The following is an 11,568-nucleotide window of genomic DNA, read 5'->3' on the forward strand; positions in this document are numbered from 1 at the left end:
GCGAGCCCGCGCTGCGGTGCCATGACCCGTAGCGGCGGCGCGTGCTGCGCACCGGCCACGCACGGCAAGACGCGCTGCCGGATGCACGGCGGCGCCGAGGGATCGGGAGCGCCGAAGGGAAACCGGAATGCAAGGAAGCACGGGCTGTTCACGAAGCGCGGCCGCGCGGAGCAAAGGCAGATCCGGGACTTGCTGGGAGAGGCGCGGAGGTTGCTGCGGGAGTTGAAGTGATCTGGAGAGCTGGTCCGATTGTCGAACAAGGCGTCCGCTCAACCTTCGACGGCGGACAGCAGGCGATGAAATACGCGTGCGAACATCTAATGGCCGCAATTGGCGGCCTCTCGCAAGCAGCGAGCACCTTGTCTGTCTCGCCTCCGGAAAATCAGTTCATGCGCGATTCGGACGGCAACACGTGCCTCGAGGGCGCACCGACGTGCCCCTCACTCGGGTAAGCCCGCCAGCCGCAAGCCGTTTGTGAGACTGGCGCGATGCTCCGGCCGCCGGATCGGTATCCAACCCCCAAGCTTGGAAATACGAAACGCTGGATCAAGCTTGCGCACATGATCCGCTGCATCCCTCGCCTGCTCCATTCGGCCGGCCAGCGCATGACATGCGGCGATGACGAGCACGACGAACACGAAGCTCGGTAACTGCCGGAAAGATTGTTCGGCCCAGGACAAGGCCAGGTCGAAACGTCCGGCAAACATGTGCGACATGGCCATGCCGGCCTGCATCCGATACATCTCTGGATCCAGCGGGCTGAAGCGCATTGCTCGGGTAAAGAACTCGATTGCGGCGTCGGGATCGCCGCGCTCGGCCCTGAGAAAACCTCCCAGAAACCAGGCCGCGGCCAGGTTCGGGTTGAGCAACAGTGCCTTGTCGAGCAGTGCGACGGCGCCGTCCAAATCGTCGGCAAGATGGGCCAGCGTATGTCCGGCCCGCGTCAGCGCGACGGCATCATCCTTGCCCAACTCCACCGCCAGACGGGCCAAGCGGATGCCGTCGGCGAACTCCGCCGACTGATCGGTCATCCATCCGTTGATCTTGCGCCAGCAATGACACCAGGCCGCCATGGCATGGGCCGAGGCAAACTCGGGATCAAGCGCGATGGCCTTGTGAAACAGTGGCAACGCCTCGTCGATCGCTTCCCGCGTTCCACGATGCAAATGTGGCATGGCGCGCAGATAGTGATCGTAGGCGCTCAGATTGCCGGTCGGCTTCCGCCGCGCGCGCTCGATCTCCGCGCGTTCGAGCTGGGAGGCGATCGCGCCGACAATGCTGGTTGCGATCTGATCCTGCAGCTCGAAGATGTCGTCGAGCGTTCCTTCGAATCGCTCGGCCCAGAGATGGGTACCCGTTGCGGCGTCCACGAGCTGTCCCGTGATGCGCACCCGGCTTTCGGATTTGCGCACGCTGCCTTCGACGACGTAGCGCACGCCGAGCTCGCGCCCGACCTGCTTCTCGTCAACAGTCCGGCCCTTGTAGGTGAAGCTCGAATTGCGGGCGATCACGAACAGCCAGCGGATGCGCGACAGCGCGGTGATGATGTCTTCCACAACGCCGTCAGAAAAATAGTCCTGCTCAGCGTCGCCGCCGAGGTTTCGAAACGGAAGCACCGCAATCGAGGGAGAATCCGGCAGCGACAGGATCGGCCCGGGCTCTTCGATCGCAATGTTCGACTGTGCAGCCGCCGCGCGGGCGGGCGGCTCGTCCTCCCGGACCTCTCCGACAAAGCGCATGCCTTTGCGCGAAACCGTCCGGATCAAGCGCTGCTCCTTGCCGGTATCCCCGATCGCCTTGCGCACCGCGTTGACGTGGCTGGTCAGCGTCGATTCGGAGACAATCCGGCCGCCCCAGACGGCCGCCAGCAAATCGTCACGCGTCACCACCTGATCCCTGTTGCGAACCAGATAAAGCAGCAGATCGAAGACTTTGGGCCCGATCGCGACGAGCTGTGAACCGCAGGAGAGCTCCCGCCGCTCAGCGTCCAGGCAATAATTTTCAAATAAGAAACGCACGTCCACGCTCCGCTTGGACGAAAATCCAAGGAAAATTAAGGGCCGATTCAGGCCGGCTGCAAGGCTTTCCCGTCCGCATGCGCGCATCCTCGCTTCATCAACAAGGCCAGCGTTGGCCGGGAAAAGCGAGGAGAATCATCATGAAGATCGTCATCATTGGCGGGACCGGCCTGATCGGAACGAAACTTGCCGCTCTGCTCCGTGAAAAGGGCCACGATGTCCTTCAGGCATCCCCCCGCACGGGCGTCAACGCCATCACCGGCGAAGGCCTCGATCAGGCGCTTTCGGGCGCGGACGTCGTCGTGGACGTCGCAAATTCACCGTCCTTCGAGGACCGCGCGGTCCTGGCGTTCTTCGAAACGTCGAGCCGCAATCTCCTCGCGGCCGAGGCCGCCGCCAAAGTGCGGCACCACGTCGCGCTGTCCATCGTCGGGACCGACCGCCTTCCGGAGTGCGGCTACTTCCGCGCCAAGCTTGCGCAAGAGAATCTGATCCGGCGTTCGACAATTCCCTACACGATCCTGCGCGCCACCCAATTCTTCGAATTCGTCGGCGGCATCGTCGACACCTCCACCGACGGACAGATCGCCCGGCTGTCGCCTGCCCTGTTTCAGCCGGTGGCCTCGGACGATGTCGCTGCCGCACTCGCCGACGTGACGCTTGCCGATCCCATCAACGGGATGACGGAGCTCGCCGGCCCGGAGCAACTGAGCCTCGACGAATTCGGCAGGAAATACCTGGCCACGACCAAGGATCCGCGCAAGGTCGTTGCCGATATCCACGCCCGCTATTTCGGAGCGGAGCTAGACGATCGATCGCTCACACCGGGCGACCGTCCACGGCTTGGCGCCATCCGCTTTGAGGATTGGCTCGCCGCGCTTCGCAAGTAACGCGCGCGGCTGTTGGCGGCCCTCATCGGGCCGTCATGCCGCCTCTCATACAAGCCCTTGTCCATGACCAAACCTGTCTTGCACGATCCTCCGCAAGAGGAGACGATGGCCGCGTCCAAGTCGCGCCCGGTCGCTCCACCTGCGGCTGATCGGCCTCTCGCCGACGCAGAAATGGCCCGCGTGCTCGGGACCGAGCCGTTCCGCATGGCCCTGGACTCATCCGGCGCCGGGATCGCACACTGGAAACACGACCCACTGCACGACGTCGTCGAGCCCATGACCCACCATGTGATCATGGCCTATAACGGCTCGGTGCAACGCATGGAGCGGCGCTCGGGACGATTTGCTGCGACGGGAACGTTTCGTCCCGGGGTCGTGATCGTCATTCCCGAGGGATCGAGCTCCAGATGGGATATTCCAAAACCTGTCGATGTCGTTCAGCTCTATCTTCCGCACAGAACGCTCGTGCGCGTGGCCGACGAAGCCGACACCGCCAAACCGATCGATCTCCTGGAGAGGACGGCACATCCCGATCCCATCACGTCCCGCTTGCTGTTGAGCGCCGCGGATGTCCTCGAAGGCAATGGGGCTCTGGATTCGCTGTTCAGGCAGCAATTAACTGACCTTCTGGCGACGCGTCTGCTGGCCGCGCATGCCGGCGCGCCGGCCACAGGCCAGCCGGTTGTCGGTGGACTGGCACCGAAGGTACTGATGCGCGCCATCGAGCGCCTGCACTCCGACAGCGATGCTGACGTCTCGCTTGCGGCGCTCGCTGCGGATGCTGGCCTGTCGCGCTTCCACTTCTGCCGGGCTTTCAAGGAAAGCACCGGGCTCTCGCCCCATGCCTGGCTGCGCCAGCACCGGCTCGAGCAGGCGATGCAAATGCTGCGCGACACAGACGCGTCGGTCGTGACGATCTCCGCCGCGCTTGGCTACGCCTCCCAGACCGCATTCGCCGCGGCATTCAAACGGCTGACCGGCGATACCCCGACCGATTGGCGCCGGCGCGCGCGGTAGCAGCAACAGCGCTGGAGCAGCAGCGCATCCGGTTCGCGCCGGTCCAGCGGCTGGCCCGCCGTTCACGACACTGTCATTGCCGCCTGCCGACCTCTTCCCCCCGACTGGGCGTTCCCCACCTGTTGTTGTTGTTGTAGTCTCGCAAGCAAATGCCCCATCCCAGGAGGGATTGAGATGACAACCATCCTCTTCAACCGCCGCAACCTCCTTGCCGTCGGCGGCTCCGCCCTCGCATCGGGCGTTTTGACGACGGGGGTTGCCGGGTTCCTGTTGCCCGCGCGCGCGGACGGCCTTGCGCCGACCGAGTCGATGTCGGGCGGGGCGAACAACTACCGCAAGGGTGCGCCGACCGTGGAGCGGATCGGCAAGGGCGGCTTCTGGATGAGCGGCACCGTGCGCCGCGCCGGCGACGGGGCGCCACTGGCCGGACAGCGCATCCAGATCTGGGCGCACACAGTCGAAGGACAGGAGCACGAGCCGCAGAGCCATGGCGCCACGCTCACTGACAAGGACGGCAAGTTCCGGCTCGAGATGCCGCAGATCATTCCCATCTTCGGCCAGCCGCACGGTCACCTCGCCTATGACAGTGGCGAGTTCAAAACCGTATTCCTGCGGCCGGTGATGAAAAGCGCGAAAGAGACCAGCCTCGAGGCGCACTTCGTGCTTCAGCCGGCCTGATCGGATCGGGACCTGAGGGAATGAGATCGGCCCGGACGATCCTGATCTGGGCCGCCCTCGCAGTTGCCATTGGCGTGCCGATCGCCGCTGCCACGATGAGCCCGCAGCTCGCATGGCGCGGCCCGGTCTACATCCTGGCCGGATTTGCAGGGATTATTGCCCTCGGTCTCGTGCTCGTTCAGCCTCTGCTGATTGGCGGATACTTGCCGGGACTGCAGGCTTATCGTGGACGGCGTGCGCATCACTGGATCGGAGGCGCACTGGTCGTGGCTGTCGTGATCCATGTCGCCGGCCTTTGGGTCACCAGTCCGCCCGACATGATTGACGCCCTTCTCTTCGCATCGCCGACGCCCTTCTCTCCCTTTGGCGTGACCGCGATGTGGGCCATCTTCACTGTTGCGCTTTTGGCCGCACTCCGCCGGCGATTGGGACTGCGACCGCGAACGTGGCGCTTCGTTCACATGCCGCTCGCGATCGTCATCGTCGCAGGGAGTGTGGTCCATTGCCTGCTGATCGAGGGGACGATGGAGACGGTCTCGAAGGTTGCGCTTTGCGCGCTTGTCCTCGCGGCAGCCATAAAAGTGATGGCTGACCTGCAGGTGTGGAGAAAGCGAAGGACGTTGCGCGGAGAGAGCATCGCGCGACAGTAACCGAGCGAAACTGATCGCGATAACGATCTTCGGAACGTGTTCCGACCTGGGTCAAAGGCTCGTAGGATGGGTTGAGCCCTTTGCGAAACCCATCGTCGTCGCCAATGAATTGATGGGTTTCGCAAGAGCTCTACCCATCCTTGTATTAGCCCGATCGCTTATATTGAGCCGTTCCGTGAGGAATGGCCCAGCCCGGGTGGCCGCCCGAGCTGGGCCGCCGTTCGATCGGATCGGTACCCATCGAAGCCTTGAGGGCTGTCTGACGTAGCGAGATCGCGACCGGCACTTCATCGGGACCCGAATGGTTGAACGAACTTTAGGTTCGCATAACAAGGGAGGGATCGACGAAGATGGTCAAGCATATCACGATCTGTGCCGGTATCGATACCGGCAAACGGAAGCTTGATGTGGCGATCGAAGGCCGCCGCGAGCCGCTGCAGGTGGAGAACACGTCGGAAGGTCACGAGGCTTTGTCGGCGTGGCTGCGACAGCATCGCGTCAAACGCATTGGCATCGAGGCGAGCGGCGGTTACGAACAGCCGGTCGTCGCCGAACTGCGGCGCAAGCGGTTTGTGGTTGTGGTGTTCCAGCCGGCCCAGGTCCGGGCTTATGCCAAATTCCACTTGCAGCGGGCCAAGAACGATAAGATCGATGCCGCTCTTATCGCAGCCTGCACCGCAGCGGTGCGGAAGATCCATGCCGCTCCCGATCCTCGGTTGCTGCCGTTCGCCGAGCAACTGACCATGATCGATCAGATCGGCGAGGATATCGCGCGCCTCAAGAACAGGATCGAGAGCTGCCGCAATGTGAGGATTAACCAGCTCTGGCACGAGGATATCGCTCGCCTGGAGCAACGTGAGAAGGCCGCACTCAAGGCTCTGGTCGCCTCGATCTGCAAGCATCCCGACCTTGCCAGGAGGCTCGCGCTGATCAACAGCGTCGCCGGCATCGGGCTGCCGACCGCCGTTGCCATCCTGGTGCGTCTGCCTGAGATCGGCCGGATCACGCGGGAGCAAGCTGTCGCTCTCGCCGGCCTTGCGCCCTATGACGACGACAGCGGCGACCAGGTCGGTGTTCGGCATATCGAGGGCGGACGAAAGCGGCTGCGTCGCGCTCTTTATACCGCTTCACTGGCTGCATCGTTTCGATGGAATCCGCAGCTCATCCAGCTCTACCGGAGGCTGACCGCAGCCGGAAAGGAACACAAGCGCGCGCTCGTTGCCTGCGCCAGGAAGATGCTCATCTTCGCCAACACGGTGGTAGCTCGCGGCACGCCATGGTGCGGCGAACCGCCGGCGGGATCATTCTCTGTTTCTTAGTTCGACCGGGACGCGTTTCTTCGTCCCGACCTACGGCCCCTCACGACGTCGCGCGCAGCGTCCGTCAAGGATGGCCGTCGTTTGCCCCAACTTCACGCGATCTGCCGCCAGGCCACGCCTTGACGGACGCGAGCACGGCGTCATCATGACAGACGCCGACGACTAAACGGCGTAAAGCACAGCCGCCATTTAATGGTTGCTGCTATCCGAGGCGACCTCAATCGTCCCAAACAGTCTCTCCACACAAACATCGAAACAGGCGAAGCGTCCTGCCGGTGCGCGAATCGAGGATCTCGATGAAGCGATGAAGCTTGGCGGCGCATCTCGCGCAAGATACCTGCTCGCTTCCCCGGGCGTCGTTGCCCGCGGGCTTGGCGACATCAGCGCAATCCATGGTTCCATCCCCGGTTGCGTGCGCCCCCAGCCGCCAAGGTGGGGCGGGTTATGACATGCCAGCCACCTCGCCGCGTTATCCTGTGTTACTTTTGCGCGTTACGAACGCGGTGGAACTCGGGGCCCTGAGCTCTCCCGGTGCGTTCGGAGTGCGCAAGCCGTGATCGCCGCACATCCACGTCGCGTCGATGTCGAAGGCGCATGCCTCATTGCTCCGGCACGCCCGCCTTCCTCAGCCCATCCAGAATGTCCTCGACGCCGCGGCGATATTCCGGGTCGGTCGAGGTGCCGTAGGCGAATTGGCGATAGAGCTGCACCGAGAAATTGGGGCGCCTCTTGCTCAACTCCGTGTACACCTGCCGGGCCTCCTCGAGTCGTCCGGCCGAGCCATAGGCCGAAATCAGGCTGACCTGCGCGTGCCAGAAGGAGCCGTTGAGGCCGACCGCGCGCCTGCATTGCTCGACGGCTTCCTCGTACTCGCGAAGATGCAGGCGCACACTGCACAGCTCCCACACCCAAAGGAATGCAGCAGGGTCTCGCGGACTAGTGCGAATGGCGAGCTCGGCCGGCCGGGCCGCTTCGCGCGGCCGCCCTAACATCATGAGGGCAAACGCCTTGCCCGCATTGGCGACGTGGAAATTCGCACGGATTTCGAGCGCGGTATTGAATTCTGCCAATGCCTGCGCCGGCCGGTCAAACAGGAGAAGGTTTCCCTTGACGGTGTGAGCCCTGTAGCTTCCCGGACTCCTGGAAAGGGCCTTGTCGATGAGCTCATTCGCCTGCGTCGTGTCGGCGAAAGGGTACACCGACCATCCGAGGAACAGTTCAGTCACGATGCATCCCGCCTTCCCGATCATGGCCTCGACGTTGTCAGGGTCGAGTTGCAGCGCCTTGTCGAAGAGCTCCCTGGCTTGCGCCGTGCTGGTCTGGGACAATTCCCCGAGCTGCCTTGCCAGACCGCGCATGGCGAAGTCGGCCGACGCCGGATTCTTCGAGCGCTCCACCTCGCTGCGGCGGGATTCGGCCTGGAACAGTTGAAGGGCAAGCGAGCGGGACAACCGCGCCGTGATCTGGTCCTGCAATTGGGAAAGGCTTGCACGGCTGCCATCGAAGCGATCGGACCAGATATCGCCGCCGGTCTGAAGATCTGACAGCGACACGTTGACCCGAACCTGATCGCCATTGCGTTGTACGGCGCCCTGGATCGCCCAGCGTATGCCGAGATCGGTTCCCAGCTTCTTCAGATCGACCGGCTTGTTCTTGAAGGTAAAGGCCGTCTCGCGTCCGATGACGAAAGCGTCGGGCGCCTGTCCGAGATCGGTCGTCAGATCCGTCGTCACGGCGTCGGCGAGGTAGTCCTGCTCCGGATCATTGTTGAGATTGGCGAAGGGCAGGACGATGAAGGAGAGGCGCGGGGCGATCGCGGGCTTGGGCGCCGGTTGCCCCTCGACGACCTTCTGACCTTCCCGCAAGACGTCGGTACGAACCGTCTTCCAGACGTTCCAATAGCCGACGAGTCCGCCTGCAATGGCCCCGATCGCGGCGAACGATGCCAGCGCTCCGCCAACGAGCTTCACACGACCTCTGAGGTAGCCGGACCATCTGCCGGACGGCCGCGTCTCCGATACCTTCCCTGAGGCACCGCTATCCGATGTCGTTGTCCCTGCCCTTACATCGGCAAACGAGTTCCGGTCGGCGGCACCGTTCGGTGTCGGGGACAGTGGCGCGTCAACCAAGACCTTCCCGGCAACCTCAGCTGCGGGATCCGGCAAATCTGCCGGGCTGGCAGCGCGCGCTGCGGGGGCCCGCTCCTCGGTATGCACGGTGCCGACGAAACGAAAGCCCCGTCGCGGAAACGTCTTGATCAGACGCTGCTCCTCGCCGCTGTCGCCAATGGCACGTCGGACGGCGTTGAGGCGTGTCGTCAACGCCGCATCGGATACGATCCTGCCATTCCAGATGGCGTTGACGAGGTCGTCCTTGCTGACGACGCAATCCCTGCTGCGGATCAAATATTCGAGCAGATCGAACACCTGCGGCGGCGTGAGCACAACCTCAGGCCCGCGCCGAAGCTCGCGCCGGTCCGTGTCCAACGCATATTCCTCGAAGAAATAGCGCACGGCACCCTTCCCCAGGCTCGCTTCACGACCGCGGCAGGAGCTGCCCGGCAAGAATAAGCGTTCGGTAAGGAAAATGTAAGCCGGAGATCAAGCGCGTCCCATCACACCGTGGCACCGTCAAACCATTGAAGCCGTCAGCGGAGTGATTGCCATGAGCACGACCTTTGACACACGCGGGCTGCGACGGACGGTCGCTTCACCCACACTCGTCATTCTCTTCAGGACTTTTTTGCTTTTCAGGACTTTTTTGGCTGGATTTCGGGAATGGCGCGAGCACCGCAGACTATACTCCGCCTTGTCGAACCTCAGTGACCGGGAGCTGATCGACATCGGCACCACGCGCGGTGAGATCGACTATGTCGCCTCGCACCGGGATACCGATCCCCGAGGGGCTCGCGCGGTGGATCAGATCTGAGACCTGCCGCCGGTGGGCTTGGCAAGTGGACTTGGCAAGTGGACTTGGCAAGCCGGGTAGCGAAGGCCATCTAGACCGGAGAGAACGATCATGCAGACCATGGACAATCTTCGGTCGCCCAACGAGCGTACCTATGGCCTGGAGCATGTGGCCGTTGGAGTGGACGTGCGGGTGTCAACCTTGAGCCTTGTGGGCGACGAATGCGTCCCTTGGCACTGGCATACGCGTACGAGCGATATCTTCTTCTGCCTTGAAGGCACGGCGGTTGTGGAAACTCACAATCCCGGCAACGCGAGACTCGTCAATGTCGGCGAACGGTATGACGTTCCGCCGGGCGTTCCGCATCGTGTCACACCGCTTGGAGGCAAGAGATGTCGGTTCGTCCTGGTGCAGGGTGTCGGCAAGGCGGATTTTCATCCGGGACGGCCATGACGTCCGCACTGAAAGTAATTCAATCTCTGTGACCTAGATCATAGGTTGTGCCGCTAGAGCGGGCTAAATTCGAAGGTACCGGTTGAGCGTTAGCTCGCTTTGCCGCGCCCCCACGGGCGTTTCCTCCCTAGACTTCGCCGATCGCTTCGATCAAGCGGAGCGATCGGCGCCTTCATCGATCATGGCCCTGTGGCCGAGACGGCGAAGTGCCCTTAAAGCGCGATGCTTTCCGGACATCTCGGAACGCCCGGAACGTCGCGTTCCGGAATGACGGGGCTGTCTTTCCCGCAGTTGGCACCTGCCATCCGATCGTGTAACGCCAGCGAAAAGCTTGTCGGGACGGGACGCTCATGGGTACCGCTGCCAGTGATGAAGCGGGCGTTGGCACCCGCGCGCTGATCTTTGCGCTCGTCGCGCTCGCCTGCGGGCACATGCTGTCGACCTTGCTGCGCACGATCCCGGCGGTCAGCCTCGACCTGATGGCGGCGGATTTCCGCGTCAAGCCGCAGGCGCTGGCGAGCCTCACCTCGGTCTATCATTTCGCCTTTGCCGCAGCCCAGATCCCGGTCGGCGCCGCGATGGATCGCTTTGGCGTACGCCCGGTGTCGCTCAGCCTGCTCGTCGGAACCGTTGTCGGCGCGATCGCGTCGGGCTTTGCGACGGGGCCCGAGAGCTTTGCGGTCGGGCAACTGCTCCTGGGCGTAGCGACCTCGGGCATGCTGATGTGCCCGATGACGCTGGCTGCCAAGCAATTGTCGGCGGCGCGGTTCGGCCTGTGGTCGGGCGCGATCCTCTCGATCGGCAATATCGGCATGCTGCTGTCGTCGTCACCGCTCGCCTTCGTGGTCGATCATCATGGCTGGCGCGCCGGGTTCTGGATCTCCGCCGTCGCCGGCATCCTGGTGGCGCTCGCCGTGTTCGCGCTGGTGCCGAGCCAGCCGGCCGAACACAAGGACGATTCCTCGCCGCTGTCGCAGATGATCGAGGTGCTCAGGCTCGGCCTGTCGCGTCCGTTGCGCGGCCTGATTGCGCTCGCGCTGGTGTCGCTTGCCACCTCGCTGGTGCTGCGGGGCCTGTGGGGCGGCCCGTGGCTGATGGAGATCAAGGGATTGTCGCGGGTGGAGGCCGGCAACCAGCTCGGCGCCTTCACCATTGCGATGATCGTCGGCCCGCTGTGCATCGGCATGGTCGACCGAAAGCTCGGCCGCCGCCGCGAGCTGGTTGCGGCCTCGCATCTGACCGGCGCGATTCTGCTGGCGCTGATGGCGCTCGGCGCGCCAAACTATCCGGTTGCTTGGCTGTTCGGCGTATCCGTGATGCCGTCGCAATATGATCTCGTGTTGTTCGTTCTCATCGGGCTCGCAACCGCGGCGCAGCCGCTGATTTTTGGCATGTCGCGGCAACTGGTCGATGCGGCGACGGCGGGCAAGGCGCTCGCCGCGGTCAATCTGGCGTTCTTCCTCGGCGCAGCCCTGATGCAGTCGGTCACCGGCGCGGTGGCGGCGCTCGCCGGCCTTCCGGCGGTGCTGCTGTTCATGGCGACAGCGCTGCTGGCCGGCTCGCTGATCTTTTTGATCTATACGTCGCCGCAGTCGGCGATAGACTAGGTCGGAATGCCCTCAGCAAAGGAAGAGTT

The 11,568-nt window shown here is 63.5% G+C and carries 11 protein-coding genes; 9 read left to right on the plus strand and 2 right to left on the minus strand.

The window, feature by feature from the left end; all coding sequences use genetic code 11:
* Nucleotides 1-21: 21 nt before the first annotated feature.
* Entirely contained in the window at nt 22-231 is a 210-nt protein-coding gene (locus KUF59_RS44105; protein ID WP_283844232.1) for an HGGxSTG domain-containing protein, read from the plus strand.
* A 209-nt stretch (nt 232-440) separates the two neighbouring features.
* Here KUF59_RS44105 and KUF59_RS31070 read toward each other — a convergent pair whose 3' ends face one another.
* Nucleotides 441-2,018 carry a winged helix-turn-helix domain-containing tetratricopeptide repeat protein gene (locus KUF59_RS31070; protein ID WP_212456030.1) on the minus strand — a complete coding sequence of 526 codons (1,578 nt, stop codon included), beginning with the start codon at nt 2,016-2,018 and terminating at the stop codon, nt 441-443.
* 140 nt (nt 2,019-2,158) lie between these two features.
* Between KUF59_RS31070 and KUF59_RS31075 the strand changes: the two genes are divergently transcribed.
* The 5 genes from KUF59_RS31075 to KUF59_RS31095 all read left to right on the plus strand — a co-directional run bounded on the left by KUF59_RS31075 (nt 2,159) and on the right by KUF59_RS31095 (nt 6,572).
* Nucleotides 2,159-2,908 (plus strand): SDR family oxidoreductase, encoded by a 750-nt coding sequence (locus tag KUF59_RS31075; RefSeq protein ID WP_212455994.1) that lies wholly within the window; start codon nt 2,159-2,161, stop codon nt 2,906-2,908.
* A 105-nt stretch (nt 2,909-3,013) separates the two neighbouring features.
* On the plus strand, nt 3,014-3,925 hold the full coding sequence (locus KUF59_RS31080; RefSeq protein WP_249140000.1) for a helix-turn-helix domain-containing protein: 912 nt from the start codon (nt 3,014-3,016) through the stop codon (nt 3,923-3,925).
* Nucleotides 3,926-4,099: 174 nt separating this feature from the next.
* The gene (locus KUF59_RS31085; protein ID WP_212455995.1) at nt 4,100-4,603 is read left to right on the plus strand and encodes a peptidase associated/transthyretin-like domain-containing protein; all 504 of its coding nucleotides are present in this window, start codon (nt 4,100-4,102) and stop codon (nt 4,601-4,603) included.
* 20 nt (nt 4,604-4,623) lie between these two features.
* Nucleotides 4,624-5,253: a ferric reductase-like transmembrane domain-containing protein gene (locus KUF59_RS31090; RefSeq protein ID WP_212455996.1), complete on the plus strand. Its 630-nt coding sequence runs from the start codon at nt 4,624-4,626 to the stop codon at nt 5,251-5,253.
* Nucleotides 5,254-5,603: 350 nt separating this feature from the next.
* Entirely contained in the window at nt 5,604-6,572 is a 969-nt protein-coding gene (locus KUF59_RS31095) for an IS110 family RNA-guided transposase (protein ID WP_212457421.1), read from the plus strand.
* 599 nt (nt 6,573-7,171) lie between these two features.
* Here the strand turns inward: KUF59_RS31095 and KUF59_RS31100 are convergent.
* Complete coding sequence (locus KUF59_RS31100; protein WP_212462806.1) at nt 7,172-9,085, minus strand: winged helix-turn-helix domain-containing tetratricopeptide repeat protein; 1,914 nt, start codon at nt 9,083-9,085, stop codon at nt 7,172-7,174.
* Nucleotides 9,086-9,236: 151 nt separating this feature from the next.
* Here KUF59_RS31100 and KUF59_RS31105 point away from each other — a divergent pair, with 151 nt between their 5' ends.
* From KUF59_RS31105 to KUF59_RS31115, 3 genes are all read left to right on the plus strand, one after another.
* Nucleotides 9,237-9,500, plus strand: coding sequence for a DUF1127 domain-containing protein (locus KUF59_RS31105; protein ID WP_212462807.1), 264 nt, complete (start codon nt 9,237-9,239; stop codon nt 9,498-9,500).
* A 90-nt stretch (nt 9,501-9,590) separates the two neighbouring features.
* Nucleotides 9,591-9,932 carry a cupin domain-containing protein gene (locus KUF59_RS31110; protein ID WP_212462808.1) on the plus strand — a complete coding sequence of 114 codons (342 nt, stop codon included), beginning with the start codon at nt 9,591-9,593 and terminating at the stop codon, nt 9,930-9,932.
* Nucleotides 9,933-10,282: 350 nt separating this feature from the next.
* Nucleotides 10,283-11,539 (plus strand): MFS transporter, encoded by a 1,257-nt coding sequence (locus KUF59_RS31115; protein WP_212462809.1) that lies wholly within the window; start codon nt 10,283-10,285, stop codon nt 11,537-11,539.
* Nucleotides 11,540-11,568: the final 29 nt, after the last annotated feature.

Source organism: Bradyrhizobium arachidis (assembly GCF_024758505.1).
Lineage (GTDB): Bacteria > Pseudomonadota > Alphaproteobacteria > Rhizobiales > Xanthobacteraceae > Bradyrhizobium > Bradyrhizobium manausense_C.

What these genes read in the sequence shown, in the direction of transcription:
- KUF59_RS31115 (WP_212462809.1), top strand. Translation starts at nt 10,283, where the DNA reads ATGGGTACCGCTGCCAGTGATGAAGCGGGCGTTGGCACCCGCGCGCTG.
- KUF59_RS44105 (WP_283844232.1), top strand. Translation starts at nt 22, where the DNA reads ATGACCCGTAGCGGCGGCGCGTGCTGCGCACCGGCCACGCACGGCAAG.
- KUF59_RS31110 (WP_212462808.1), top strand. Translation starts at nt 9,591, where the DNA reads ATGCAGACCATGGACAATCTTCGGTCGCCCAACGAGCGTACCTATGGC.
- KUF59_RS31080 (WP_249140000.1), top strand. Translation starts at nt 3,014, where the DNA reads ATGGCCGCGTCCAAGTCGCGCCCGGTCGCTCCACCTGCGGCTGATCGG.
- KUF59_RS31105 (WP_212462807.1), top strand. Translation starts at nt 9,237, where the DNA reads ATGAGCACGACCTTTGACACACGCGGGCTGCGACGGACGGTCGCTTCA.
- KUF59_RS31095 (WP_212457421.1), top strand. Translation starts at nt 5,604, where the DNA reads ATGGTCAAGCATATCACGATCTGTGCCGGTATCGATACCGGCAAACGG.
- KUF59_RS31085 (WP_212455995.1), top strand. Translation starts at nt 4,100, where the DNA reads ATGACAACCATCCTCTTCAACCGCCGCAACCTCCTTGCCGTCGGCGGC.
- KUF59_RS31075 (WP_212455994.1), top strand. Translation starts at nt 2,159, where the DNA reads ATGAAGATCGTCATCATTGGCGGGACCGGCCTGATCGGAACGAAACTT.
- KUF59_RS31090 (WP_212455996.1), top strand. Translation starts at nt 4,624, where the DNA reads ATGAGATCGGCCCGGACGATCCTGATCTGGGCCGCCCTCGCAGTTGCC.